Raw genomic sequence first — 26,638 nt, 5'->3', positions numbered from 1 at the left:
AACCAGCTTCATAAACAAAGCGTCTTGAACGCTATCAGATTTTGAAAAAGGAACATGTATGCCGCGTCGCGTCACTCTAACCGATCGGCAGAAAGACGCGCTGTTGCGCTTGCCGACTTCACAGACGGATTTGCTCAAGCACTATACGCTGAGTGATGAAGACCTTGGGCATATCAGGCTGCGTCGGCGCGCTCACAACAGGTTCGGCTTCGCCCTGCAATTGTGTGTCCTGCGCTATCCCGGCCGGGTGCTGGCTCCAGGCGAACTGATCCCTGCAGAGGTCATCGAATTTATCGGAGCGCAGCTTGGCCTGGGTGCCGACGATCTCGTAGACTATGCTGCCCGCGAGGAAACACGGCACGAGCATCTTGCCGAGTTACGGGGGCTCTACGGCTTCCGCACCTTCTCCGGACGTGGTGCGAGCGAGCTGAAGGAATGGTTGTTCCGAGAAGCCGAGATGGCGGTGTCGAACGAGGATATCGCCCGTCGCTTCGTAGCCGAGTGCCGACGCACCCGCACTGTCCTTCCCGCGACATCCACGATCGAGCGGCTTTGTGCCGCGGCTCTCGTCGATGCCGAGCGACGCATCGAGACGAGGATCGCCAGTCGGCTGCCTATGTCGATCCGAGAACAGTTGCTGGCATTGCTCGAGGAGACGGCTGATGATCGGGTGACCCGTTTTGTGTGGCTGCGCCAGTTCGAGCCTGGCTCGAACTCTTCGTCGGCCAACCGGCTGCTCGACCGGCTCGAATATCTGCAACGCATCGATCTCCCCGAGGATCTGCTTGCCGGCGTTCCTGCCCATCGGGTGACTCGTCTGCGCAGGCAGGGTGAACGGTATTATGCCGACGGCATGCGCGATCTCCCGGAGGACAGGCGGCTTGCGATCTTGGCTGTTTGCGTCTCGGAATGGCAGGCGATGTTGGCCGACGCAGTGGTCGAAACCCACGACCGGATCGTCGGCCGTCTCTACCGTGCTTCGGAGCGTATTTGCCATGCAAAGGTCGCAGACGAAGCGGGGGTGGTGCGTGACACCCTGAAATCCTTCGCCGAGATCGGGGGCGCCCTGGTCGATGCACAGGATGATGGCCAGCCGCTGGGCGATGTCATCGCGAGTGGGTCAGGGTGGGACGGCTTAAAAACCCTTGTTGCAATGGCAACCAGGCTGACCGCCACCATGGCCGACGATCCGCTCAATCATGTGCTCGACGGTTATCACCGCTTCCGCCGATACGCTCCACGCATGTTGCGCCTGCTCGATCTGCGAGCTGCGCCCGTTGCACTGCCGCTTCTGGAAGCGGTGACGGCCCTTCGTACCGGTTTGAACGATGCCGCGATGACCAGCTTCTTGCGGCCCAGCTCGAAATGGCATCGCCACCTTCGGGCCCAGAGGGCTGGCGACGCTCGCCTATGGGAGATCGCGGTGCTGTTCCATCTGCGCGATGCGTTCCGCTCCGGAGATGTCTGGCTTACTAGGTCCCGGCGCTATGGCGATCTGAAACACGCACTCGTTCCGGCACAATCCATCGCGGAAGGCGGTCGTCTCGCTGTGCCATTGCGGCCGGAGGAATGGCTGGCAGACCGGCAAGCTCGCCTCGACATGCGGTTGCGCGAGCTTGGCCGTGCCGCTCGCGCAGGCACGATCCCGGGCGGGTCGATTGAAAACGGCGTTCTGCATATCGAGAAACTCGAAGCCGCCGCGCCGACAGGCGCCGAAGATCTGGTGCTCGATCTCTACAAGCAGATCCCGCCCACGCGCATCACCGATCTCCTGCTGGAGGTGGATGCGGCGACCGGCTTCACCGAAGCGTTCACCCATCTGCGCACAGGAGCACCCTGCGCTGACCGGATCGGGCTAATGAACGTTATCTTGGCGGAAGGGATCAACCTCGGCTTGCGCAAAATGGCGGATGCGACAAACACCCACACCTTCTGGGAATTGATCCGCATTGGACGGTGGCATGTCGAGGGCGAAGCCTATGACCGGGCGCTGGCCATGGTGGTCGAGGCACAGGCAGCGTTACCCATGGCCCGGTTCTGGGGCATGGGCACGTCGGCTTCGAGCGACGGACAGTTCTTCGTCGCTACAGAGCAAGGTGAGGCCATGAACCTGGTCAACGCGAAATATGGCAATACCCCGGGCCTGAAAGCCTATAGCCACGTCTCCGACCAATATGCGCCGTTCGCAACCCAGGTGATTCCTGCAACGGCAAGCGAAGCGCCTTACATCCTCGATGGCCTGCTGATGAACGATGCTGGACGCCATATCCGCGAGCAGTTCACCGACACGGGCGGCTTCACCGATCACGTCTTTGCCGCATGTGCCATTCTCGGCTACCGGTTCGCTCCGCGCATCCGCGACCTGCCATCCAAACGGCTCTACGCGTTCAATCCGTCGGCCGCCCCGGCGCACCTGCGAGCGTTGATCGGCGGAAAGGTCAACCAAGCCATGATCGAGCGCAATTGGCCCGACATCCTGCGCATCGCCGCCACCATTGCTGCCGGGACCGTCGCGCCAAGCCAGATTCTGCGGAAACTCGCCTCCTATCCGCGGCAGAACGAGCTCGCGACAGCCCTGCGGGAAGTCGGTCGCGTCGAGCGCACCCTGTTCATGATCGACTGGATTCTGGATGCCGAACTCCAACGGCGTGCCCAGATCGGGCTCAACAAAGGCGAAGCTCATCATGCGCTGAAGCGGGCAATCAGCTTCCACCGCCGCGGTGAAATCCGCGACCGTTCCGCCGAAGGCCAGCATTACCGCATCGCCGGCATGAATCTGCTCGCCGCCATCATCATCTTCTGGAACACCATGAAGCTCGGCGAGGTCGTTGCAAACCAGAAACGCGATGGAAAGCTGCTATCGCCCGATCTCTTGGCCCATGTTTCGCCGCTCGGATGGGAACACATCAATCTCACCGGAGAATATCGCTGGCCAAAGCCTTAGCGTAGGATTCCGCCCCCTCCCGCAAACGACCCCTACTTCAGCTTACCTCCGGTAAGGGCCCCAGCGCCCTTACCGCCTGCTTGGCCGGCGCTCTTGCTGCCATCTGAAAGCCCCTGGATGACGTGCCCGGCCCGAATCCCAACCCAGGTAAGGCTCGCAAGCCAAAAGCCCGGCAAGACCAGGAACATCGTGCCCATGACGAACATCAGGAGCAGGTCGCCAAAGGCATTGTTCAACCCCACCAGCGGATCGAAGTTAGTGTGTGGCCGGTTCCAGCCGAAGCCCCACCCATAGAGCGCATCGAGGATGGTGCTGTCGATCCAGCGTGCGAGTTGGAACCAGAAATCGGTGAAGAACAGCGCGAATTGCACGACGCTGACGGTGACGACCGTCTTCAGGTCATAGGTTCCGACGACCAGTACGAGCGGGATGCAGATGACCAGTGCCATCTTGAGCAAGGCAAGCACCATGGGCAGCGCCTGGCGCACCACGTCCATGGCGGGAAATGCGGCAAGTGCCCCGACCGCCATTCCTACATCCCCCGTGGCCCGCGTCACGATGTTCGGCAGGGTCTTGTCGATCTGGCCGCCGTAGTCGGTATAGACCGAACCCTGGTTGAGCTTCTGCTGTCGCGGTGACGCGATGGTACGGACCACCGAATCGTCCACCTCGGTACGGCTCAGGAACCCGGCCCAGCCCGCCAAGCGATTCAACAGGCTGGGGTCCACCTGGCCCAGCAGCCGTGCCCGCAGGCCGTTGCTGCCATCGGCCCACCACTGCCTGCAGGTCGGGTAGCCGCCGCCACTGGCCACCTGCGCAAGCCCTGCGTCGCGGGTGTCGTCATAGGGCCATGACTCGCGCGCCGTGCTGGAACGGTAGCTGTCGTAGTAGCCGCCGGTATCCGTGAAAAACCTCGAACCGATCCAGGTCACGTCGTTCATTTGAGCGTCGTCCAGCTCCGGCCGCGCCATGAACAATTTAGCGCGTGCAGGTCCGTAGCAGTCGTGTGTGAAATCGGCCACTTCCTGAGCCAGAACCGGGTCATTGATGCGGGTAGCGTCGATCTCCATGCGCATCTGTCGCAGGTCTGTCCCGCACGGGATTGCCGCCACCGAGGCGCTGGTGACGGCGCGCGAGAGCGCGTGCATGAAGGCCCACCAGACCGGCACCTTGGCACTCTGGTTGTTGATGGTGCTGAAGGACTGGGACCAGCCGGTATCCGTGGGCTGCGGCACGTTGACCTGGCACTGGGCCGAGCGCGAGCTGTCGTACTGAATTGTGTTGAGGTCCACGTCGATGAAGGGGATGCCGGCGAACATCACCACCACGATGGCGACGAACACCCGGTTCTCGATGCGTGCGGCCGAGAGCACGCCCTTGTTGCCTTCGTCGGCACCTTCCGCACGGGCCTTAAGCCATTCCTGCACGATGATCGCCACGAAGGGCAGTGCGAATACCCCGCTGGATACCAGTACCGCCCAGATGCCGTTGTTGACGATCCAGGACACCAAGGTCAGGTAGTACTCCAGGTAGTCGGTTGTGAAAAGCGTCATGGCTCGGACCTCCCCTCAGCCCTGCATCAACAGGCTGGCTTCAAGCGCCACGATGGCAACGACGCCGGCGATCTCGCTGCGTACCAGGCGGCGCCGCGCTTGCGCGTCGTCCTCACGCGCAAGCAGCCGGCGACGCATCCAGACCCAGCCGTAGGCCGTCGCGCCATACAGGCACAGCCGCCAGACCAGGAAGTAGCCCGCTGCTGCCGCCAGCCAACGCTCCCAGCCCGCGACACTTCCGACGAGGTAGATGCCAACGATGTTGGCACCCACGGCGACGGCCGCGAGTACCATCGTCCACAGCAGCGCCTTCGCTGCGCGCCGGTTGAACAGCCAGCGCGGGCGCAGCCAGGCCGCACGCATCAGGCTCATGGCCGGCCTCCCGGATTGCCCTTCTGCAACTGATCGAGGCGGTCAGGCACCGGATCGCCTTCGTAGATGCCACGCGAGCCCGCCGCGCGCGTGCCGTGGCGCTGGATGATCGCCATGGGCGAGTTGTTCGCCAGCTCCCGGCGCAGCTCCAGCTCGGTCTTGAGGTTGCGAATCTCGCGATCGAGCGTGTCGCTCTCGTGGTTCACCGCCTCCACGGCGAGCTGGTTGGCCGCCACGTTGGGCTCCTTCTTGCCGGTCAGCAGCGTGCGTTGCAGCAGTAGCGCCTTCTCCAGCACCGACGCCAGCGCAACCTCGGACGCCAGGCGCTGCGACAGCAGGTGCTGGTCCGGTTCGTCGCGCAGTGCCTCGACCACGCCGCGCGTGATGGGCAGCGACGCGCTGCCGGCCTCCCGCAGGTTTTCGGGCGTCGTGTTCTTCGCCTTGGAGACCAGGTCCTGGAGCGCCTGCAGCTTGGCGTCGTACTCCTCCTGGATCAGGGGCGTCAGCCCGACGCCGGGCACCGTCTCCGTCTTGGTGCAGGCGTCGCAGGTGCGCTGCTCCTTCTCGCCGAGCACCCGTGTTGCCCACTCGATGGCCGCCTGCGGCGTGGTCCAGGTTTGGCACGACAGGCTCGTGCAACTGGCCGGAGCGATTGCCGACGTGTCGGTCACCCCGCGGCCATTGACCAGGTTGTAGCCCGCGCGGGTGACGTCACCGACCACCTTGATCGCGGGCTGACCGGAGCCGCCGGCATTGCTTCCCCCGACCCAGGGCACGCCATCGTTGCCACGGCGCGTCTCGGCCTGCTCGATGGCCGAGACGGCATCCGTGCTCGAAACAGCGTCACGCAGCGCCAACCCCTCTGCCATCTGGCTCCAGCCGAGTTGGCCGCCAGCCGTTTCGGCCATCTTTTCGGCCATGGCGCGGCACGTCAGCTTCGAGCGGTCGAAATCCAGCCGCGCTTGCAGAACGCCGTTGGTGAGCAGGTTGTAGAGGCCTGGATCTGCACGCTGGATGATCAACGCCGGCAGGGACGCCACAGCACTCGTAGCACTCTGGATCACCGAGGACATGATCTGCTGAAAGCCATTGGTGACACCGTTGAGTTGATTCTTCAACGTGGTCTGGATGCTCATGTCGCCGCAGATCAGATTGCTGTTCCAGCCGACACCCACGCCGAGCGAGCGCATGCCGGCTGCGCGGCCCATCGAAACGGCGCTGCCGCCGCCGATGGAGTACATGACGTCATCGCCGATGACGTTGCCGCTGGTCTGGTAGCCCAGTTGGCCCCAGGCCACGCCGCTTGCCAGAACCAACGCGCCGGTAAGCGCCAAACAGATCCTCTTGCCACGAGCCGGTGGGGAGAACTGCATAGAGTCGGAACGCTTCATCGCGGCACCTCAAAGGAAATCAACGCTGCCAAGGAACACCTGTCCACGGCGTTCGCAGCAGGCATACGGCCGCCACAGCGCCCAGGCGTAGTCGCCTTGCTGGGCCTGAGTCAGGAAGCCGGTGCGTGGGAAAACCGTGCAGGACGAGGACAGGACGGGCGTGAGTTCCTGCCACTTGCCAGTCGAGGCATCACCCTCCATCAGCGCGCTGGCGGGCCAGTAGCCATCGCGGGCATTGGCAAGCAGCGGCTGGTACACGTGCAACTGCCCGCGGCGCGTGACGACATCGCCCGCACGCTGGGCCACCACGGCTCCCGATTTGTGGTCGTCGGTCTGGTGCAGGAAGCCGCCGCGGGGATACACGTTGCCCCAAAGGTTCATCGTGGTGCGTGCGCCGACCTCGCGCATGCCGGGAATCAATGCCTCCGGGTAGGCCATCTCGGGCACGTTGTAGCGCCAGGCAAGCGTGTCCAAGGTGCTGAGCAGATACGGCATGAATGCCGTTCCCGCGCCCTCGCAGAAGTAGCCCGAGGACGAAACAAACTGGTTGAACACCTCGACGCCGGGATGGCCGATCACGTCGGCGTTCTTGAATTTCGCGAGATTGTTTTCGTGATCCTCGTTCGTCGTTCCATCGCCGCCCGCTTGGGCGGACGGGTTGGCCGTACTCATCGCCCGGACTTCGACCCACGGGTTCTCGCCCGTGTTGCTGTAGCTGGAGACGACCGCATCGGGGATGTAGTGGCGCACCTTGACAGAGGTGCGCACCGTGCAGCCTCCCCAGGTGCAGTAGAGCCAGTAGCAGATACCCACCACCCGGTACTCCAAGCAATCGGGCGAGGCCACCGAGGCAACGATGGCGGTGGTGTTCAAGGCGTAGCTACCCGTGGCGCTGAGCAGCAGCAAGGAAGCCACGCCAGCCCGCATGCGGCGCATAAGGTCGAATGGCCTCGTCATGGCTGGGTCCTCCGACGCTGCTCGATGCGCGCGACAGCGCGGGCCACATCCGGCTCGCCATAGACCACGTAGCGCTGATCCACCACGACAGCCGGGATGCTGGTGATGCCCAGGCTCCATGCGTCGGTGACGCCCTGGTATGCGGAAGCGATGCGGCGCTGTAGGTCGGCGCCGCCTTGGTTCAGCCGACGCTTGACGGTGGCCGCCGCCTGTTCGGGGGCGGCGGGCAGTTCCGCAGAAAGCTCCGCTTCAATCCGGCGGGCTTCGTCCAGCTCGATCAGCCGCTCGCCGCCCATGGTCTTGACCGGGTGGTGGCTGTCGGTGACGACCAGTACGTCGGCTGCGAAGGTGACGGGGCTGAACACGGCCAGGGACGCCGGCAGCGCCACGACGAGACCAAGGGTTCGCCAGCCCGACGCGAACGTGGAAAAGGATGCCGGCATGTCGCGTGCCCCGAAAGTTGATCAGGGCCATAGTCAAACGCGAACCCGATGCCACCCCAACAAACAATGCGCATCGCGGGCTGCCCGCATACCTGCTTGTCCCGGGCCATAAAAAAACGGAGGCCGAAGCCTCCGCGAGGATCAATGAAGCAATGCGACCGTTACAGCAGGCCTGACTCCGCAAAGGAGAACGGGGAACCTTGGCCTACGATGATGTGATCCAGTACCCGTACATCGATGAGCGCCAGCGCGGCCTGCAGTTGCTGGGTCAGCACACGATCCGCGCTCGACGGCTCGGAGATGCCCGAGGGGTGCTGGTGCGCGAAGATCACCGCGGCGGCGTTCAACTCCAGCACACGCTGTACGACGACACGTGGATAAACAGAAGTCGAGTTGATCGTGCCCCTGAACAATGGCTCGTAGGCCAGCACCTGGTGCATGCTATCCAGGAACACAGCGGCGAATATCTCGTTGGGTTCAGCGACCAGTTTCACGCGCAGATAGTCCCGCACGGCGGCCGGCTGGCTGAGGCATGGTCCAGCTTTGAAGATCCGTTTTTCCAGCAGCACGATGGCCTGCTGGATGATCCAGTCTTCGTGCTGGGCAGCTACGGCGGAAAGCGACTCCACACAGGAGTCATTGATGGCGAAAGACATGGCGAACCTCCAGACGGTGAGATCGGAGGGCGCGCGCCCCCGAGGGCAAGCCCTCCTGGGGATGAGAATGAAAAGATGCATCCATCACCGCGATTGCGGTGACCGTTCGCGGCCAGGATGCAAGGCGAACGAGTCGCGGTCAGCGCAGAGGACTGCGCCGTAGCCTTGAAGACCGGGGCTACCTGGGCATGTCGCCGACGACGTCGGCAGGCATTTCGGATGTGGGTGTGCTGGTCGGACCCTCAGCCGCCAGCATGTCCATGGCTGACAGCAAGGCATCGCCCTCGATCGGCCCCTGCAGCAGGATGGCCTGGCCCGTTTGGCGATCGAGCAGGCGCAGCGACGGCGTGGCGGTTACGCCGCTCTTGGTGGCTTCCGCAGCCTGGGCGCGGATAGCCGCACTGGGCCTTTCGCTTGCCATGCACTGCTCGCTGGCTGGCGTCGATTCGGGGTACCGCAAGCCATCGGGCAAGCCCTGGCCGCCGCTGCGCGTGTGGGCATAGACCCATTCGATCGCCTGCCAGAACGCGACATGCCCACCTGCTTCGGCAGCGCATTCCACTAGGCGTGCCTCGGCTGACGCGGCCGGCTCGTGCTCGGCCAGCGGCTGGTGGTGCCATTGCAGCGCCACGTCGGTGTTGTTGCCGATCCACCGCTTGAGCTGCGGGAAATACTCCCGGCAGAACGGGCACTCCAGGTCGGCATAGAGCGTCAGCGTGAAACGGCCTTTGGGGTTGCCCATTAGCCAGGGCGGCCCGGCCACCGGTGCCATGCTGACCGGCGTGGGCGGCTGCGGCGGGGATTCGCCGGGCGACCTTGACACAAGCCAGATCAGCAGCAGCGCGACCAGCACAGCAGCCAATGCCCAGGGCCAGCGGGGCCGCCCGTTGCGGCGGCGGAACGCCTGGACCTGCATCGGAATGGAAGGACGTTTCTGTTCCATGGCGTTCTCCGTCTTACGACAGTTCCAAGGCCGGCGACTCGATGCCGCGCGCCTGGTCGATCTTCTCGGCCACCTTGAAGGCCGCTTCCAGTTCGGTGCAGCCGTAGTGCTGCATGAGCTGGTAGCGCTCGGCCTTCTCTTCGGGTTCGGTCTGCGCCAACGCCAAGTACAGGCTGGGCGGCACGGCGCGGAACAGCACTTCCATGCTCTTGGAAAGGATGACGCCCTCGGTGAACTTGCCCGCTTCTTTGCGCGCCGAGAGCATCAGCGCTTTCTGCGCGGGCGAGAGTTCGCGGAAGCGTGCAATCTTCTCGACCTCATCGGGCGGCATCGACAGGCAGATCCACCACTCAATCATGTTGAGCATGGGCTCCGCGGCACGCGGCAGATCGTCGATATTTTGTGTAGCCAGCCAGAACCAGGCCCCTAGCTTGCGCCACATTTTTGTAATTTTTACAACGTAGGGCGCAAGCAGCGGGTTCTTCGTGATGATGTGGCCTTCGTCGGTCACATTGATGATCGGACGGCCCAGGTACTGGTCGCGCTCGGCGATGTTGTTCACCGTGCTGATCAGGCTGATGTAGGCGATGGAGAGCTGCGCGTTGTAGCCCTCCCGGGCATAGGTCGCGAGATCCACCAGCGTGATGTCGGCCTCGGGCCACGGCGTGCCATCGCGATCGAACATCTCGCCGTCCGTGCCTTGGCAGAACATGTCCATCGCGTCCGCCATCTCCAGCAGCCGCACGCGCCGCATCTCGGGCAGCGTCGGGTCCTGGCCGCGCGTGCGCAGCGCGTTGCGCACGTCGCGCGTGAGCACCGTGCGTTTCTCGGCCACGCAGTGCTCGGCGGCATCGAGGATGCACTGGCGGATCAGCGAGCGATCGGCCCGCGTCATCCGGGCTTCTTCCTTGTCCTCGCCGCCTGTGATCATCAGCCGTGCCGTGATCTCCAGTTCACCCAGCACGTCGCGCTGCTCGTCCTCCTCCATGACCGAGGAATCGGCTGGCAATTCTTCATCCAGTGCATCGGCATCAAGCGTCTGCACGTTGCTGGGCGTTTCGATCAGCCGGCGAGCGTCGGCGAACGGCGCCAGGCTGATGCCCGAGCCAGGAGCCAGCTTGACCCGGTTCACGGTCAGACCCAGGCGCTTTGCGAAGTCGCTGAACAAGCCAAAGCTGTTGCCGGCTTCCACGATGAACAGCCGCGGCCGGTAGATGGCCGTGACCTGGTTCAAGAGGTTGTTGAGCGTTGCGCTCTTGCCCGAGCCGGTGGGGCCGAACAGGAACAGATGGGCGTTCATCTGCCTGTCCAAGCGGTTCAGTGGATCAAACGTGATCGGCCCGCCGCCGCGGTTGAAGAACGTGTTGCCCGGATGACCCGTACCCTGGCTGCGACCCCACGCCGGCGAGAGATTCGCCACATGCTGGGCGAACATCAGTTGGGTGAACCAGTTCCGTCGATCTTGCGCAGGGTTGTAGCAGCACGGTAGCCAGCGCAGGTAGCTGTTGAGCGGCGCGACTTCATCGTCCTCGCGCACAGGCTGCAACCCCGCGTTGAGCATCACGTTGGCGAGGTCCAGACCGCGCCTGTCAAGTTCGGCTTCATCGCGTCCGCGCAGATAGAAGGCCAGCGTGCCGCGGTAGAGCTTGTGCGCGCTGCCGATGAGCGAGCGTGCCTCCTGCACATCCTTGAGCGTTTGTTCCGATGCCAGTGTTTCGCCGACAGCCTTCTTCGCCAGGTGATTCAGGTGCGATTCGAGGATGTCCTGGGGCGTCGCCACCATGGTCAGACACATCGTGGTGTCTTCGGGCATCTGATCGAAAAGCGTGTTGATAGCGTCCCCCTTGCGGGTTTCGCCGGTCAGGTGCCCCGTACCGGGCGGCATGCGTAGCCGGTCGGTGACCAGTACGCGATGCGGCATACCGTCAAAGTACCAGGTGCCGTGCTCGGCATCGGAGCGAGGCTGACCGAAGAACAGCCGTTGACTGAAGTCCCGACCACTCGCCAGCTCAATCTCACCTTCCTCCACCTCGTCGGGATAGCGGGCCAGCGCATAGAAGCGCTCTCGCTCCTCAGCGCCGGGCCCGAGCATCGTGGGGCGTGGGTTGAACCAACGCAGCAGCCAGTCGTGAACATCGGCCGCGACCATGCGCCGGGCCTGGATGCCGGCGTTCGCCAAGCCGCCGCAGAGGCGATCGCAGACGATGTTCAGCATTTGCTCGGGTGTCTGGCCGCGGCGGTTCGCCTGCCCGGCGGCCCGGCGATAGACCACCATGCGCACGCGCCGCGTCTGGCCGCGCCAGCGCAACCGCGTGACCACCGTATCCTCGAACAGTCCGCCGGGCTTGGCCACCGCGCGCAGGTGGTGGCCAAAGAAGCGGAGGTAGAACTCGGTGAAGGCCGTGCTGCGGGCGCGCGGCTGCACGTAGTCGCGTAGCGTCTGCATGTACTGGTCGAAGCTGGGCTCGTCCTGTGCATAGAGCTGGAGCACCCACGGGTTCTCATCCAGCTCATCGAACGAGTCCTGGAGCGCGTTTTCGAGCGCATCGCGGGCATGAGCGAGCCAGCCCGGTTCCCGACCTTCGGTGCCTAGCGGGACCAGTTCGTAGAAGGCCGCGACCGATTGCCCGTCCTCCAGCAGCATGGACTTCGACGGCGGCAGGAACTCCACCCACGGCAGCAGCTCCGCGAATGACTGCGCAACGTCGTACATCGCCTGCTCGTCCGCCACGGTCGCCGGCCTGCGGCCCTGGACCGTCGCTCCGGGTTCGGCAATGCCGGCCTGGCGCAACGCCTCGACGTGGCGCTGCCAGCCGTCCGGCTGCTCGTCATTGCCACCATCGGATGCAGCCAGCTTCGGCCAGGGGAGTTTCCAGCGCATCAGTAGTCCTCCACGCGCTCGCCCGGCATGGCGTACTGCACACGCTGGTACAGGGGAAAGACCGTCGTGTAGCCCGGAACCGGCACGGGATCGGTGCCCGCCAGGTGCGGGTACACATACATGACAAGATCGGGGTTCGGCAGGCGGTGGAACTGGCGATAGACCTCGTTGCGCGCCGTGCGCGTGTAGCGCATCTGCTCGGTGGGCGCGGCCTCCACGTCGGCCTCGGTCAGCGTCCGGCGCAGGCTCTGGCGTGCATCGAGCAATTGCCTGCGCGCCACCTGGCCGGCGCCACCACCCCCGTCACCGGCGTTCTGCTGCCAGATGTCCATCATCGTGCTGTCGCCGTGGGGGAGCAGCTTTTCCTTGCTGGTGGCACAGCCGCCGAGCACCGCGACGGCGAGGGCCAGCGCCAGGGCCTTATTCAAGTTCGAGAGCATGGCTTTCTCCTGCGCGGTGATCGACCTTGCGGCCTTCGGGATCGAAGTCGATGGCGAGCGGCTTTTCGAGGTGGACGGCGACCTTCGCGCCGGGCTGGACATAGACAGCGGCGAACGCCTGGCCGTACAGCTTGTTCACCCAGTCGGCCATGTCGCGCACGCCACCGGCCAGGATGCGGCCCACGGCTTCATTGCCCGAGATACCGACGCTGCCGATGGAGCCGTCGGCGCCGACGTAGGACATCTGGCCGCTGTCGCTGTCGATCAGCGAGGCGACGCCGGCACCGGCGGCGGTAATCAGGGCTTGCGAGCCAAGGTACTGCTGGGCGTTGCTGCGCCGCTCCCCGCTGACGCAGGGAATGCCGTATGGGTCGCTGATCCAGCCCAGGCCTCCACTTTGAGAGTTCTGCTGCTGGTTGTTTTGCTGGTTGCCGTCGCGGTCTTCGGGGATGGTGCGGATCGTGCCGTCGTGGAAGACGAAGGTGATGCTGCGTACCTGGCCGCGCACGCACGAGAGCGTCCAGTCGCCCGATGCGGTGCCGCTGAACACGGCACCGGCCACGTCGGGAATGTCGATGCCATTGGCGGTCAGGTTGTCCGATCCGACCAACACCTTGAAGGGGTACGGATCGTTGACGGTTCCGTCGATCGGCACGCGGCCGATCAGCGCCGTCATCGCCACCGACCCCATCAGCGTCGAATTGGTCGGTACGGTATAGACCGCCTTGGCGCTCTTCACGCCTGCGGCGCGTGCGCCCGCGTTCGCCACGGTTTCCGCCGTGGTTTCCAACGTGCTCTGCGCGGGGCCGAAGCTCGTCGGGAAGCTCATGCCGCTACCCGTGCCACGACTGCTGTTGCGCCCCTCGGCTTTCCTCGCATCGTCGGGTTCGACCCAGCGCACGCCGCCTTCCATGCCGGCCTCGTCGCCGTCACGCAGCCCCAGACCCACCGGCAGGTCGGCATGGCCGCCGCCACGTCCGCCGATACTGTCCAGGCGCCGTTGCAGGTCGGCCAGCAGCCCTTCGGTCTGCTGACGCGCGCTGGCTGCCTGCTCTTGGTCGCGACGCAGGTTGGTGCGCTCGGAGTCGAGGGCCGAATTGATGCGCTGGTCAATGGAGTTCTCGCGCTGGCGCAGTCGCTGGTTTTCTTCGCGCTGGGATTTGTTGTCCGAGAGCGCGGTCTGAAGCTCGGTGCGCAACTGCTTCACTTGGGCAACGAGCGTCGCCACGGTGTCGCGCGGGGTATCGCCCTCGATGCCCAGCGCCTTCATTTCCGCTGGCGTGAGCTTGGCGCCGGCATCCGCGGTCGGTGGTGCCGAAGTGCTGCCTCCCGAGAACAGCCGGATGGCGACGAACAGCACCAGCACGGCAACCGGGATCATCAGCCACTTCAGGAGTCCATTACTGCGCATGGCGGACCTCCTTGCGGTCGGTGCCATCCTGGGAACCGGCTTCCGGTTGCGGGAGATGCACGGCCGGGTCGAAGCGGTTGACCGCTGGTAGCAGCGATTGCGCAAGGCCACGCCCGCGCGTCACCAGGTACAGAACGGTCGTGTCCTCGGGCGTCCCGCGCGGGCCAAGCGCCTCGTGTTGGAAGGTGGCGGTGAGGAAATCGCCTTGCAGCACGCGCGGGTCCAGGGTGATCCAGCCGCTGCTGCTGTTGGTCAGGCGCACGGCGGTCACCCACTGGTCTTCCAGACGCCATGACGCGAGCGCGACCGCGCGCACGGGCAGCGTCGGCATCAGCGTGCCGAGGTCGAGGTCACGGCGCAGGTTCACCCGCATGACGCTCGGCAGCGGCTCCACGGTGCGTAGCGGCGCGTAGAGGTTCTGTGCGGCAAAGCGCGTCAGGACAACCGACACCGGGGTCTCGCGTCGCGCCGCTCGCGCGCCGGCCTGGTCCTGGGCGCGCGCCGGAGCTTCGTTGTCATCGCCGGGCTGATCGCCATAGCGCGCCGGGGTGCTGTTGCCCTCGACGATGCGCACTGGTTCCAGCTCGGCTTCGCCGTCCTTGGCTGGCTCCGCCGCAATGTCCAGCAGGATCAGCGCGCCCGTGTCGGCGTCCTGCAATTGCAGCCGCGTGGGCTCGATCGGCTCGCTGGCGCGCAGGTACACCGCGCCGCCCGCGCTCTGCACCCGTAGGCGCTCGCCGACGCCCGCAGGTACGCCCACGCGGACGTTGCGGTCGATGAACACGATGCGCTCGTGGCCGACCTTCAGCGGCACCGCCAACGGCATACGTTCCCAGCGCAGGATCTCCACTGCCTGGACAGCAGGAGCGGCGGCCACGGCCAACAGCCCCAGCAGCGTGAGTACAGGATGCTTCATGGGGTTTCTCCTTGGGGCGCTTGCGGAGACAGGCCGCCAGACGCCGGGCGCGTTGGCTCCGGCGTGCTGATGCGCTGGGGCGCGCCCTCATAGCAGTCGAGCGCCAGGCCGAACGGGTTGCGGGCAGGATCGACGTCCACCCGCGTGACCTTCACTGGATAGCGCACCAGAGCGCGCTTGACTTGCTCGGCGCCGTAGTACTCGTCGGCGGTGATGTCCAGCGTCACCACCCAGTCGCGGTCGGAGACCACGCGCACGCGCGCCGTAGGGTCGTCGCCGTAGCCGCGGCCGGGGATTTCATAAATCCCGCGCACGCGCTGGCGCAGCTCGCCCGTGCTGCGGCGGTAGTCGTAGTCCGCGCGAAGGAAGGCCTGGCAGGACGGGGTGAGATACGGCGAGAGCGTGTGGAGGTTGCGCGCGTAGTCCTCTTCGCCATTCGTCGGCCAGCGGTTGAGCGTCTGGAACACGTAGAACGTGAACGCATAGACCGATTCGGGCGGCACTTCCCACCACTTCCTGGTACTGCCGGAGCGCAGGTCAGGCGGAACGTGGATGGTCAGATCGCGCGGAGCGCTCCACCAGCCGCCGCCCATGACCAGGGCGACGATGACCAGGGCGCCAGCCCCCAGGCGAAGCGTCTTGATGTGCGCCTGCAGGTGGGTGATCTCGTTCTTGAAGCGGCTCATCGCGCGCTCCTTCGGGTGGTCCAGAAGCCGGAACGCGAGATCAGCACATGGCCGCCCACCCAACCCGCCATCAGTGGATGACGTGTCGCAATGCGCCATTGCAGTTGCCGATACAGCCAGGTGTCGGGACGCCCGCGTTTGAGGCGGCGAAGAATGCCGCCGCCGATGAACACGCCCAAGGCCACGCCCAGGACGACGAACGTGGGAGCTAGCGCGATCGTGCGGAACACCCACGACAGCGGCGCGCCGACCAGCAGGCCGGCGGCGCCGGACAAGCCGCAGCAGATCCACAGCTCGTCGGCGGTGAGGCCGCGCACGACAACGGGGTGGCGGTTGAGCCGGTGCGGAAGGAACGTCACGGTCCCGTCCGCACGGACGTGCTGCTGCTCAGACATACCGGCCTCGCCTTACAGGATGCCGGTGGCTTCGGTGAGCAGCCAGATGCCGATCACGAGCAGGACGGCGCCGATGGCGACCGTGAGGCCGAACTGGCCCCACGTCTTGCGGCCTGTGTGGATTTCCGCGTAGGTCCCGTAAGCGTGGTAGCACACGCCGATGAACATCGACGCCACCACCAGCAGGGCTACGAGCATGATGATGTCGTAGCCGTAGTTGCGGATCGTTTCCATGATGCCGTTGCCCGTGCCGCGGGTCGGGTTCTCCAATTGCGGCAGACCCTGCGCGAACGACAGCACGGGCAGCGCAGCGGCGCCCAGGGCCACGGCGGCGCGCTGGGCAAGACGGGAATTGAGGATGCGGTTTTGCATGGTCATGCCTTTCAGGTCAGGAGAGGAGGAAGAAAGTCAGGACGAGGTACATCGCGACGAATCGGATGCAGACGCCGAGGAACTGGCGCTGGTTGAGGCGGCTCTCGGACCACCCCACGTAGGCCGTTCGCATGGCCCAGACGCCCCAGACGAGCAGGACCGCGAACACGACGCCGACCAGGACGGTCGCCATCGCTGAAGGTGCGATGCCGCTGTTGGCTTGAAATGCCGAGACCTGGGCGCCGTTCATGGCTTGCCCTCCGCGGTCGTCGGCGGTGATGGCGGGACGACCCGCTCCGTGCGGTAGTCGCCGGCCAATTCGGACGGGTCGCGCGGCTGGGCGCGCGACGGTGTGAGATGGGCCTGGATGCCGGCGCGCACGCGCGCCAGGTCAGCCAGCAGCCTCGGGTAGTCGAAGTGGTAGCGCTCGCCCGGCTGGATGGGGGCATGCGCGGCGCTGTCGGCGACCGTGCGCTCCAGCGCGTCGAGTTGGCGCAGCGCTGCGACCAGCTCCTGACGCTGCGCTGGGGACTCGGCCAAGGCCATCGAGGACTGGCCCAACACAAGGGCCGTCACGAGAAAAGTGGGCACGCCGCGATGCGCGGCGCGCAGCCAGATCGGAGCCAACATCGCGCCATTCCTGTGTGATCAGCAATGGCTAGATCGTGGAGATCAGGGCTGTTTCAGGCCGCAAACAATAGGAACCTGCGGATGACCGGATTGATCGGCTAGAGGTACTTCTTGAAGCTGCCCGCAGTCAGGCTCACGGCCAGTCCCAGCAAGGCGGCGCTCGGCAACAGGATCAGCAATGGATGCACCGAGATCGGCAGTGCCAGGTACGTGATCCACGGCAGCACGGCCAGGGGCATAAGGCTGGCTTTCGCGCGGTGGTAGATGAACCCGGATTCGCGGCCCGCGCCGAACCTGCGCACGTCACGTCGCACCAGACCGTCAATCAGACCGACGAAAGCAGCCGTGAAGATCAGTGGCAGCGTGAGCACCAGGACCAGCAGGCGCACTAGGAAGGTCAGCGTCGTGAAGGCCGCGGCGATCAGGTAGCTCTCGGCCCAGACATAGGCTTGGCTGATGTAGTAGCGGAAGTTGCGCGCCTGCTCGTGGCTGGGCGCGCGGACGCGCTCGGCGGTCTGGCTCATGCGCGCCAGCAGCCCGGAGCGAACAAACACCCATTCGTAGCCTGTATCCACCAACTCGTGCGCCGTGCGCCCCGGCTCCTGCACGACCACGCTGCGCGTGAAGTGGTTGGACAGATGCCCAAGCTCGTACTGCAACATCTGCTGGGAATGGCGCCAGCCCTGGTCCTTCCAGAACAGGTGCATGCCGACGCACTCCACCACGATCGAGAACAGCAGCGAGCCGATCAGCACTCCAAGCAAGCGAAACGGCAAGGTGATGGTGCCGACGATCAGGCCCTGGCGCTGATTCTGCTCCCGCTGCGCGGTCGAGGCGGCGTCCTTCACGGCGCGGCCTCGTCGCCACTGTGGTCGGTGTCGGTGGCCACCGCAGCAGGCTCGGCTGGAGCAGCATCATCCAGCAGGTCATCGGGCAAGGCCGCATCCTGCAAGGCCGGGGAACTGGTGAACTCCCACCACTGCGTAGCCTCGCTGTAGCTCTGGCGCATGTACCCTGCCAGTTGTTGCAGGTCCGTCGGCATCACTTCATCCGGGTCTGGTAGCGGCAGCGGCATGCGAACCTTCCAAAGCTGGCCGCCCTGCAGCAGCGCGAAGCATTGGCCTTTTGGCAGGCCGACTACGTGCGATGGCTCGATCATCGGCACGCTGGACATGCTGATGCGGTCCTGGGTGTTCGACGTGAAATCCGTCGCGCCGCGGATGTCCGAACTGTCGGTTGCCCCGGAGACGATGGTAGTGGTATAGACCTCGACCTTCGGCAACTGCCGCGTCAGCAGTTCGGCAGTGGCAGTCTCGCGCACGCGCAGCATGAACAGGTTGTTGAAGTTGCCGATCACCTGGCCAGCTTTCGCGCGATTGCCGATGCGGGCCTCGATGTCCGAGAGGGTCTGCGTGTACGCGGTGACTTGCAGCCCGGCGCCGCCGCCTTTGTTGATAAGCGGCACGAATTCGTCACCCATGAGTTCATTGAATTCATCCGCATGGACGTTGATCGGTACGCGCGCGCCAGCCGAGGCGTCTGGCAGGCCATCGTCGATTCCGTGCTTGTAGATATGGCCCGCGACCGAAACCAGGTCGGAGAACATGGAGTTGCCGACCGCTGCGGCAACCTCGGCGTCGGACAGCGCGTCCAGTCCCACATAGACGATGGCGCGCTTCCTGATGACTTGCATCCAATCGAAGATCGGGCGCGGGTCGGCCAGGTCGGAATAGTTCGGTGCCAGGAGCTGCGCGATCTTGCCGCTGGTTAGCTTTTCCAACAACGGCAGCAATGACGCGACGATCTTGTCGAAGTAGGTCTTGTCGTACCGAACTGCCGAGCGCAGTCCGTCGAGCACCGGGTCGTAGTTGCGCGCCTGGGAGAGATACTGCTCCAGCGCAACCACGCGCTTCTCTCGCCCGATCATGTTGCGCGGGATGTTCTTCTCGTTGAGCTTGGCCTCGATCTGGACGATCACCTCCCAGGCCTTGGGCTCGGTCTTGGCGAAGTAGTGCTGGGCGTACTCGATAAACAGCGCGTCGATGTTGATGACGTGCCGCTGGATCAGCATGTAGTCCGGGCGCTGTCCCAGTTCCACCAGGGCACGAGCAATGATGTTGACGAAGCGCCACGCGAACTCCCTGAAGGCCGCGCTATTGCCTTCACCGGAGAGTTGCCCTGCGATACGGGTGGCGACTTCCGAGATGCGACCGAATCGGCCCACCGCGTTGTAGCGGGCGCTGATCTCCGGCCAGCCCAAGTGGAAGATGTAAAACTCGCCTTCACGGCCGGCGCGCTTGGCCTCGACATACATGCGCTTCAAGAGGTCCGCATCCCCTTTGGGGTCGATGACGATCACGACTTCGTGCTCGCCGGCAGCGCTCTTGCGGCGGATGTCCTGGGTCACGAACAACTCGGCCAGTCGCGTCTTGCCCACGCGCGTGGTGCCCAGCACCAGCGAGTGCCCGACACGCTCGCCGAGCGGAAGGCTGACGTCCACCTCGTCCGGTTCGATGCCGTGCAGGCGTGGCAGGCCGCCCACAGGCGGCAGCGGACGCACCGGGTTGAAAGGAGCATCCCAGCCCGTGAGCGCGGACAGCCGGGATAGCGGGAACGGCGCGAACTCCAGCCGCTCCTCCAGTCGCCGTGCCAGCCGGTAGGCAGGCGTCGGCTCGACGTATCGGCGGAACTCCGGCCGGTACGTCTGCATCAGCCTATGGGTGTGTTTTTGTTCCCACAGGAACCCGCGCCCGATGAAAAGCCGCTGCTGGCTGACGGGCACGTCCTTGCTCGTCATCACGTAGCGCGACAGGCGGCGGATGTTGCGTCGGTAGCGCAGGATCACGCGGGCATCGCGATAGCGGATCGCGCCGTAAGCGCCGAAAGCCAGCGCGCTGCCGACGCCCATCGACGGGCTCAGCGCGAGCGACCATGGGGCCACCAGGCACAGAAACGCGGCGCCTGCACACGCCGCGACGGTGTATAGCTCCACCGCTGGGCGTAGCAGAACCTCGACCGGCTGTTTCCCCGACATGGCTTCATTGCTCGATGCCGGTGGCCGTGATCAGCGCCGGGTAGTGCCGCAGCCCCAGGCGATCGGCCAGGTCGTCTCCGGCTACGGGCGCGAGCGGCACGCCCGGCACCAGGGCACGCAACCGTGCCAGGCCCTGCGCGGTCTCGACATTGACCACGAGGCCGACCGCGCCGCGTTCGCGCAAAGCGACGCCGCGGCGCTGCAGCCAGGCCCGGGAGGCGTCGTCGTCGCCGATGACCACGAACGGCCGCAGGCCGGGCGCTTCGATCACGCGCCGCGCGACGGTGCCGGGCGTGAGCTTGGCGCTACGCACCGGCAGCATCGCTGCCTCGTCCGCGGGTGTGGCGGGAACCTGTGGCGTCGGAATGGGCGGCCGGCCCGGGACATCGGCGCGCGCCTGGAGGTTGAGGGCCTCGTAGTACGGCAGCGCCGACGTGCCACCGCGATCTTCGACCACGATCAGCGGATCGCCGGCACGCGATGCCAGCGGCAGACCTGCCAGCAGCACAAGCAGGCCCCGCAGGGCCAGATGGGATTTTGTCATGGGGAAGTCTCCTGGCGCGCGGCGAGCACCGCGGCGTTTGGATGTGCGCCCTGCACACGCGCGAGATGGCGCGACACGCTGCGCCGGTAGCGGGCGGCGGGCTCGCCGCCCGCAGGACGGTGGTAGCGGCCGATCGCGAGCAGCCAGTCTTCGCCGGACGTGTGCTGCTCGTTCAGGATTTCAGCGGCGATGGCGAGGTTTCGATACGGGTCCAGCAGGTCGCACGCGCTGGTGAAGCGATGCTTGTGGTAGCCGAGGTTGATCTGGACCAGGCCTGCATCGATGCGCGTGTGGGGCGTGGTACGCATTGCCTGTTGCAAGCCCGAGCAGGCGTCGGCGCGCGTGGCGAAGCGGCGCGACTGGCCGGCGACATTGAGGGACCACGGCCACGGCACGATGCGCCCGTTGCGTCGAACGCCGCTCTCCTGCAAGGCCACGGCGTAGAGCACGGTCGAGGGGATGCCCGCCTGCTGGGCGGCGAGCTGGTAGGCAGGTGGCGGAATCTCCTGGGCATGGACGGCGCAGGCGCACAGGCCGGTAGCGAGCACCAGTGCGCACAAGAGCTGCGAGAAGGAGGTGGCCGCTACGGCTGGCGCTGCCATTGGCCGTTCACCTCGCGCACAGCCGCGGGCAAGTCACCGGGCAGGCCCAGCGACAGCCAGCGGCCGCCGTCGTGGTTGAGGGTAATGCTGCCGCTGCGCACGCGCGCCGGGTCGATCTGCGCGCGCTTGGCCCAGTCGCGGATGCGTGCGTCGTCCTGGCGGCTGCCCACCATATACAGGTCGAACTCGGCACCCGAGGATTGCAGCCGCTGCACGAGCTGCCCACAGGCCGCGCAGCCGTCCTTGACGAACACCGCCATGCGACCGCTGCCGCGCGCGGTGCCGGTGCCCGGCCCGTCGTCGGGCAGGTTCACGCGCTGCATGCCGGGGTTCAGGCGCTGCCAGGCTTCGTCGTAGGCACGTTGGTAGGCGAGCAGCTTCTCGACGCGGCGAGCCTCGACTTGCACCTGCAGCTCTGCATAGCGCCGCCGTTCTTCGTCGGTGCGTGCCTCGATGCCTAGGGCAGACAGCGGGTCCAGGTTTGGCGAGTAGATGCCCAGCGGCCCATCCATCAGCTCGCGGTAACGCGCCCATTCCTGGGGTTGGAGCCCCCAGTTGCTTGCTACTCGGTCGTCCAGGACGCGGGCGGCCAGCGGGCGCTCCTGGCTCTGCGCATTGCGGGCTGGAGCTGTGGCTGGCTGTTGCGCCCACGCGGGCCACTGGACTGAAGCCAGTAGGAGTGCGGAAAGGATGATCGACGGCTTCATGTCGTGTGCTCCGATCAGGGAATCGCCACGCGACGGATCTGTTCGCCGGCTTGGAACACCGCAGCGCTGCCATCGATTGCCTGCAAGCGCCATGGACCGACCGCATCACCGGGCAACAGCACCTGAAGCTGGTCGGGCGTGAAGTCCCCGCTGCTCGGCGCGACGGACACACTGAGCTGGCCGGCGCGCAGTTCGGCGCCGACGATGCGGAACGGCAGTGGCGGCGGTTCAGGCTTGGCGGCGGGCTTGCTCGATGTGCGCGGCTGGGCGGGTGTTGCTGCACGCGCGGCGGTCTGACGCGTCTTGATCTGCTCGATCTCCGCGCGCAGCGCCTGAAGGTCGTCGGCTGCTGCGTAGCTGCTCAATGTCTTCTCAACTTGGGAAGCGCGTGCTTCCAGGATTTGGCGGGTGTCTTTGAGGTCCGCCGCCGTTGCGACCTGCGGACGCTGCTGGATGGTTCCGATGGTCTCGGCCAAGGCCACCGCCTGCGCTTCGAGGCGTTGCAAACGGGAGTCGAGCCGTTCCTCGTCGGCCTGGTCGCTCATCGCCTGGTAGCCGAGGGCCACGATGACGCTGAGACCGAGCAGCCAGAGCCAGAGCAGGCTTTGCGCCACCACGGCGGCAGCCGGGCGCCGCGAGGATTGGGGAGTGTTCATGGCTGGCCGCCTGGAATGGAGGGCATCAGTGGGAAGGTCTGCACCGCATCGGCGGCGGCCGGTTCAGGCATGGATTCGACGGCCATGCTGTCGCCGGGCCGCTCGAAGCAAATTTGTCGTGCGCGGTCATCCGCGTGCAGTTCCCAGGCCGGACCAGCTAGGGTGATCAGCGCGTCGCGCAAGGTCATGGGACCGAGATGCAGGTGCGCCGCCGGCAGCGGCAGCGCATACAACTCGATCACGGCATGTGCCGTTTGACACAGGCTGTAGCCGCTGCGCTTGAGCACGTGCCGCAGCCCATCGCCGACCGTGACGCGGGCATCCGCCGGCATCGAAACATCGATGGTCTGCAACAGCAGGTCGCGCTGCGCCGCCGTGGGGGCCAGCTCGACCAACGTGTAGCGCCCATAGCGCACAACGGGGATGTACTCGGGCGCTTCGGGTTCGGGCGCGGTCGAGACTTCCTCGAAGGCATCGGGTGCGTGCGGCGCAGTCGTTGTCGCGCAGCCGCCAGCCAGTACCGACCAAAGCAGGCCGAGAAATCCCGTCAGCAGGCGGCGTTCGGGATGGTGAAACCAGGGTGGAGAGGGGCACATAGCTCGGCGTCCTGAAACATCGAGCCCTCACCATCGCCGCTGGGGTCGTGCGCGGCAGCAAACAATGCGAATCACGCCCCGTCCGATTTTCCGACAGCCTCCCTCCAAAGAAAAAGGCCCCCGAAGGGGCCAATGAGAGCGCAGGTCGGACCCTGCCGAATCAACCCCGAGCCAGCTTCAGGCCAGGATCGACCTGTGCCAGTTGGGCATGCGCCCAGCAGCGCACGAGTTGGCCGTTCTCGCCGAGCGGCCGGTCCGCCATCGCCACCGAGTACTCGTCGGTATCGCTGGTGTCGTAGCAGACGACTTTGATCTCGCCGGTGTCGCAGCGGATGGAGTGGATCTGGCCGTCGGTCATATCGACCACGACGACCTGCGGGACAAGACCCAGTTCGCGGGCGGCCGACAGGATGGGGCCATATTCGGCAGCGTCGAAGCAGACGAACGGCCCTTCGTACCGGGCTTCTTCGGCCAGATCCTTGGCTTTGTGGTAGTGGGCACCCTGGTCGTATTCCTCCTGGGTGGTTCTGACCTTGAAGACCGGCATGTTGGGGGTGCCGGAAGCATCGACGCAGGCGACAGCGACTTGCATCTCGATCTCGCCGCCTTCAGCAGGCTCGGTCGGAGGGATGACAGCCTGACTCTCGGGTTCTTCGTCGGCCATACCCATGCGCTCGCGCATCTCGTCGGCGAATGCCTCGGGAGCCATCAGGCCGTAGCGCGCCAGGCGCACGGGGATGTCTTCAGCGTTCAGATTGCCGTCTTCGATGCGCTGCCGCATGAAGGAGGCGATCTCGGTTACCAGGGTGTCACTCTCAGCTTCCGAGGGCTGCTCGGACACATCGATCGACCACTTATCCACTTCCGCGGCGGTCTCGCCGGTCAGCAGACCCTCATCGATGGCGTATTCGCACATGCTGCGCAGCCGTGCCAGCATTTCCGATTCGGCCTCGCCGTTGAGCAGGTAAGTCACGTCCAGCGTGAGGCGAGCACTGACGACTTTGGTCGTTGCTTGGGTATTGGTGTTCATGGAAATCTCCTTGGGATCGAAAAAGCGCAGCCACGCCCACGGAGACCGTGGACGTGGCTGCAAGGTGGGAACAGCGGAAAGCCGGCGGCGTTAGGCCAGCGTTGGCGTGGGGATCAGGCGGCGACCAGTTGCCGGGCCAGTGCGACCTCGACCGAATCACCATCCTGGTTCAGGACGTCCAACCCTGATTCGGGCACGTCGCCCGAGGTGGACTGCGAGACCATGATCTTCTTGGCCATCAGTTCGAGGCAGGTCATCTGCGAGGAGCCGGCGTAGCCAAGGTAGATCACGCGCACGGGTTGCTTCTGCCCGATGCGCCAGGAGCGGCGTGCCGCCTGCTGCAGCGAGTACACGTTGTAGCCCGACTGCATGAACACGATCGTCGGAAACTCCAACAGGTCCAGTCCCGTTTTAACCAGCTCGGGGTTGGTGATGAGCACATCGATGCCACGGTCCAGTTGTTCGGCGATCCAGTCCTCGCGGCGGCTGGCATCCACGCTTGCGCGCAGCACCGCCACCTTGAAGCCTTCCTGCTCCAGCAGCACCTTCAACCGGCTGGTCGTGTCGCGCGTGCCGGTATAGACCGTGTAGGCCAGCACCTTGCGGCCCTGCGCCTTCTCCTCTTTGCAGATGTCGATCAGCTCACGCTCCTTGGGGCTGATCTCGAACTCGTTGAACTGAGCCGGGACGAACGCCAAGGTGTTGCGCGTGCGCGGATGCACCACGGTCTCCGACCGGAAGCAGCAATCTGGCCAGGCCAGTAGCACGTTGAGCACCACACCCAGCAAGGTCGTATCGCGTCGTGCAAGAGCCTGTTTCAGCTCCGCGGTCAGCCGACCCGCCAGATCGCGGTAGGCCGCGGCTTGCGCCGTGTCCATCGCGACTTCGCGGAACTCCTCGTCATACGGCGGCAGGATGTTGCCGCCGATGTCCTTGAGCTTGAGGAAGATCGTGAACGGCAGGATGCAGCGCAAGACGCCCTTGGGGCCGAAGCCCGGGGCCTTGACCGTGCGCACCGATACCTTGGTGCCCTTGGCCGTCTTGTGCGCCGTGCCGGTGCTCTCGGAGTAGATGTCCTTCAAGACCCCGTGATCGCGCATGAACGCCATCGCGGCCGAGGTCATGCTGCCGCTCGTGGTCGGGCGGTAGCCGTCTTCGATCATCCGCCCCGGAAGGGCTCGGAACAGCAGGTAGAACAGGTCGTCCCCGTAGCCGCCCATCAGCGTGCCAGTCAGCAGCAAGGTCTTGCGAGCCTTCGCTGCCAGCACGCCCATGGCCTGGCCTTGGGCACTGCCGCCGTTCTTGTACTCGTGCGCCTCATCGGCGATGAGCAGGTCGAACGTGCCTTGCGGCAGGTAGCGTTTGATGAACTCGGACGGCTGGTAGCCGCCTTCGCCAAAGCCGAACTCCATGTTGGCCATCGCACGTTCCATGCGGGTGGCCTGACGGTCGGAAAACACCAGCTCGCCGTTGCCGTCCATGAGGTTGATGAACTCATGGATGTTGTCGCCGAGCATCGAGGCCAGGAAGCCGTCTCCGAACTTCTGCATCAGCTTCTGCGCGGTGACTGCCCCGATGGTCGGGATGCGCTTCAAGGCTTTCAGCACGGCCGAGGACTGGTCGCTGCCGGACAGGCTGCGTGGGCGGATCAGCGTCCACAGGGGCGCTGCGCAATGGCTGCACTTCCTGCGGTACTCCTCGGCTTCGAGCGCGACCGGGTTGACCGGCTCGCCGTCGAGGTCGGTGATGACCGTGCCGCAGTCCGGGCAGGCCGCCACGTCGCCGTGGCGGGTGCGCCGCTGGGTGAAGACAGGCTTCCAGTGGAACCCCATCCGCATCCTGACGCGCCCCAGGACAAAGAACTCCTGGCCGGTCGGCTGCACACCCAACTGCTCGCGCAGCTTGATGAGCTTGACCAAGGTATCGGGGCCGTTGAGCACCCAGACCTTCGCGCCCGCTACTGTCTCCTGGATCTCGCGCCGCCACTTGTAAACAAGGTGCGGGGGCGAGAGAACCAAGGTCCGGCGGTAGCCTTCGGCGTTGAGCACAGCGGCCGTGGCGATGCCGACGGTCGTCTTGCCGCAGCCCATCTCGCCATTGACGATCGCGGCGCGCTCGCCACGGTCAATCAGCAGCTCCGCGGCGGCGTGGACGACTTCGGCCTGGGCCTGGAACAGCTTGCGCTTGAGGCTGGCGACGATGAGCTGGCGATGTGCTTGCGGTTGGCCGGTATAGACCGGCGGGTTGGCGCTGTTGAGGGCGTCGAGCAGTTCGTCGCCGAACTCGCCGACGAAATCCTGAAGGCTCAGGGTCAGAGGGGAAGATTCCGCGTCGAGCAGTTCGCCCTGTACGGGCGCGGCTTCAGCGGCATTGGTTTCGAGATCGAGGGACATGGTGATGCTCCAAAGAAAAAGGGGCATGCACCACCCCCAGCGGGGCAGTGGCATGCCCCGTGGTGGGAAGTAAATCGACGCGTGGC

General features: G+C 65.3%; 26 protein-coding genes. 1 reads left to right on the top strand and 25 read right to left on the bottom strand.

Annotation, left to right across the window (positions count from 1 at the left end; all coding sequences use genetic code 11):
- Positions 1–58: 58 nt before the first annotated feature.
- On the top strand, positions 59–2,944 hold the full coding sequence (locus tag PSEMO_RS13810) for a Tn3 family transposase (protein ID WP_001138082.1): 2,886 nt from the start codon (positions 59–61) through the stop codon (positions 2,942–2,944).
- 32 nt (positions 2,945–2,976) lie between these two features.
- Here the strand turns inward: PSEMO_RS13810 and PSEMO_RS13805 are convergent, their stop codons facing one another.
- The 25 genes from PSEMO_RS13805 to PSEMO_RS13685 all read right to left on the bottom strand — a co-directional run bounded on the left by PSEMO_RS13805 (position 2,977) and on the right by PSEMO_RS13685 (position 26,552).
- A complete protein-coding gene (locus PSEMO_RS13805; RefSeq protein WP_028698647.1) occupies positions 2,977–4,497 on the bottom strand; it encodes a conjugal transfer protein TraG N-terminal domain-containing protein in 1,521 nt (506 codons plus the stop codon).
- Between the two features lie 15 nt (positions 4,498–4,512).
- The gene (locus tag PSEMO_RS13800) at positions 4,513–4,869 is read right to left on the bottom strand and encodes a hypothetical protein (protein ID WP_017516006.1); all 357 of its coding nucleotides are present in this window, start codon (positions 4,867–4,869) and stop codon (positions 4,513–4,515) included.
- On the bottom strand, positions 4,866–6,242 hold the full coding sequence (locus PSEMO_RS13795; protein WP_425301414.1) for an integrating conjugative element protein: 1,377 nt from the start codon (positions 6,240–6,242) through the stop codon (positions 4,866–4,868). The genes PSEMO_RS13800 and PSEMO_RS13795 overlap by 4 nt, the downstream gene beginning before the upstream one ends.
- 27 nt (positions 6,243–6,269) lie before the next feature.
- Positions 6,270–7,217, bottom strand: a complete 948-nt coding sequence (locus tag PSEMO_RS13790; RefSeq protein WP_023103897.1) for a TIGR03756 family integrating conjugative element protein — start codon at positions 7,215–7,217, stop codon at positions 6,270–6,272.
- Entirely contained in the window at positions 7,214–7,660 is a 447-nt protein-coding gene (locus PSEMO_RS13785) for a TIGR03757 family integrating conjugative element protein (protein ID WP_017514119.1), read from the bottom strand. The genes PSEMO_RS13790 and PSEMO_RS13785 overlap by 4 nt, the downstream gene beginning before the upstream one ends.
- A gap of 161 nt (positions 7,661–7,821) precedes the next feature.
- Complete coding sequence (gene radC, locus PSEMO_RS13780; RefSeq protein ID WP_023103898.1) at positions 7,822–8,316, bottom strand: RadC family protein; 495 nt, start codon at positions 8,314–8,316, stop codon at positions 7,822–7,824.
- Positions 8,317–8,494: 178 nt separating this feature from the next.
- Complete coding sequence (locus PSEMO_RS13775) at positions 8,495–9,259, bottom strand: DsbA family protein (RefSeq protein WP_028690954.1); 765 nt, start codon at positions 9,257–9,259, stop codon at positions 8,495–8,497.
- A gap of 13 nt (positions 9,260–9,272) precedes the next feature.
- Positions 9,273–12,140 (bottom strand): conjugative transfer ATPase, encoded by a 2,868-nt coding sequence (locus PSEMO_RS13770; protein ID WP_023103900.1) that lies wholly within the window; start codon positions 12,138–12,140, stop codon positions 9,273–9,275.
- On the bottom strand, positions 12,140–12,580 hold the full coding sequence (locus tag PSEMO_RS13765; RefSeq protein ID WP_023103901.1) for a TIGR03751 family conjugal transfer lipoprotein: 441 nt from the start codon (positions 12,578–12,580) through the stop codon (positions 12,140–12,142). Before PSEMO_RS13765 ends, PSEMO_RS13770 begins: the two co-directional genes overlap by 1 nt.
- A complete protein-coding gene (locus PSEMO_RS13760; protein WP_017515583.1) occupies positions 12,561–13,991 on the bottom strand; it encodes a TIGR03752 family integrating conjugative element protein in 1,431 nt (476 codons plus the stop codon). The genes PSEMO_RS13765 and PSEMO_RS13760 overlap by 20 nt, the downstream gene beginning before the upstream one ends.
- The gene (locus tag PSEMO_RS13755) at positions 13,981–14,907 is read right to left on the bottom strand and encodes a TIGR03749 family integrating conjugative element protein (protein ID WP_023103903.1); all 927 of its coding nucleotides are present in this window, start codon (positions 14,905–14,907) and stop codon (positions 13,981–13,983) included. Before PSEMO_RS13755 ends, PSEMO_RS13760 begins: the two co-directional genes overlap by 11 nt.
- The gene (locus tag PSEMO_RS13750) at positions 14,904–15,593 is read right to left on the bottom strand and encodes a PFL_4703 family integrating conjugative element protein (RefSeq protein ID WP_023835765.1); all 690 of its coding nucleotides are present in this window, start codon (positions 15,591–15,593) and stop codon (positions 14,904–14,906) included. Before PSEMO_RS13750 ends, PSEMO_RS13755 begins: the two co-directional genes overlap by 4 nt.
- Complete coding sequence (locus PSEMO_RS13745) at positions 15,590–15,988, bottom strand: TIGR03750 family conjugal transfer protein (RefSeq protein WP_023103905.1); 399 nt, start codon at positions 15,986–15,988, stop codon at positions 15,590–15,592. The genes PSEMO_RS13750 and PSEMO_RS13745 overlap by 4 nt, the downstream gene beginning before the upstream one ends.
- Before the next feature lie 12 nt (positions 15,989–16,000).
- Positions 16,001–16,360, bottom strand: coding sequence for a TIGR03745 family integrating conjugative element membrane protein (locus PSEMO_RS13740; RefSeq protein ID WP_023103906.1), 360 nt, complete (start codon positions 16,358–16,360; stop codon positions 16,001–16,003).
- Between the two features lie 16 nt (positions 16,361–16,376).
- Positions 16,377–16,610 (bottom strand): TIGR03758 family integrating conjugative element protein, encoded by a 234-nt coding sequence (locus tag PSEMO_RS13735; RefSeq protein WP_009459672.1) that lies wholly within the window; start codon positions 16,608–16,610, stop codon positions 16,377–16,379.
- Complete coding sequence (locus tag PSEMO_RS13730; RefSeq protein WP_023465080.1) at positions 16,607–16,990, bottom strand: integrative conjugative element protein, RAQPRD family; 384 nt, start codon at positions 16,988–16,990, stop codon at positions 16,607–16,609. The genes PSEMO_RS13735 and PSEMO_RS13730 overlap by 4 nt, the downstream gene beginning before the upstream one ends.
- Before the next feature lie 98 nt (positions 16,991–17,088).
- Entirely contained in the window at positions 17,089–17,838 is a 750-nt protein-coding gene (locus PSEMO_RS13725; RefSeq protein WP_023103908.1) for a TIGR03747 family integrating conjugative element membrane protein, read from the bottom strand.
- Positions 17,835–20,024: a type IV conjugative transfer system coupling protein TraD gene (gene traD / locus PSEMO_RS13720; RefSeq protein WP_023103909.1), complete on the bottom strand. Its 2,190-nt coding sequence runs from the start codon at positions 20,022–20,024 to the stop codon at positions 17,835–17,837. Before traD ends, PSEMO_RS13725 begins: the two co-directional genes overlap by 4 nt.
- 4 nt (positions 20,025–20,028) lie before the next feature.
- The gene (locus tag PSEMO_RS13715; RefSeq protein WP_017515759.1) at positions 20,029–20,568 is read right to left on the bottom strand and encodes an integrating conjugative element protein; all 540 of its coding nucleotides are present in this window, start codon (positions 20,566–20,568) and stop codon (positions 20,029–20,031) included.
- Positions 20,565–21,170 carry a transglycosylase SLT domain-containing protein gene (locus tag PSEMO_RS13710; RefSeq protein ID WP_028690955.1) on the bottom strand — a complete coding sequence of 202 codons (606 nt, stop codon included), beginning with the start codon at positions 21,168–21,170 and terminating at the stop codon, positions 20,565–20,567. The genes PSEMO_RS13715 and PSEMO_RS13710 overlap by 4 nt, the downstream gene beginning before the upstream one ends.
- Positions 21,152–21,877, bottom strand: a complete 726-nt coding sequence (locus tag PSEMO_RS13705; protein ID WP_023103911.1) for a TIGR03759 family integrating conjugative element protein — start codon at positions 21,875–21,877, stop codon at positions 21,152–21,154. The genes PSEMO_RS13710 and PSEMO_RS13705 overlap by 19 nt, the downstream gene beginning before the upstream one ends.
- A 14-nt stretch (positions 21,878–21,891) precedes the next feature.
- On the bottom strand, positions 21,892–22,533 hold the full coding sequence (locus PSEMO_RS13700; RefSeq protein WP_023103912.1) for a hypothetical protein: 642 nt from the start codon (positions 22,531–22,533) through the stop codon (positions 21,892–21,894).
- Complete coding sequence (pilL2, locus tag PSEMO_RS13695) at positions 22,530–23,129, bottom strand: PFGI-1 class ICE element type IV pilus protein PilL2 (protein ID WP_028690956.1); 600 nt, start codon at positions 23,127–23,129, stop codon at positions 22,530–22,532. The genes PSEMO_RS13700 and pilL2 overlap by 4 nt, the downstream gene beginning before the upstream one ends.
- 160 nt (positions 23,130–23,289) lie before the next feature.
- Positions 23,290–24,159: a hypothetical protein gene (locus PSEMO_RS13690; RefSeq protein ID WP_028690957.1), complete on the bottom strand. Its 870-nt coding sequence runs from the start codon at positions 24,157–24,159 to the stop codon at positions 23,290–23,292.
- Between the two features lie 113 nt (positions 24,160–24,272).
- Complete coding sequence (locus PSEMO_RS13685; protein WP_028690958.1) at positions 24,273–26,552, bottom strand: helicase-related protein; 2,280 nt, start codon at positions 26,550–26,552, stop codon at positions 24,273–24,275.
- Between the last annotated feature and the right edge of the window lie 86 nt (positions 26,553–26,638).

The organism is Pseudomonas putida (assembly GCF_001941965.1).
Classification (GTDB): Bacteria; Pseudomonadota; Gammaproteobacteria; order Pseudomonadales; family Pseudomonadaceae; genus Aquipseudomonas; species Aquipseudomonas putida_L.
This window is presented reverse-complemented; position numbering and strand designations above follow the sequence as displayed.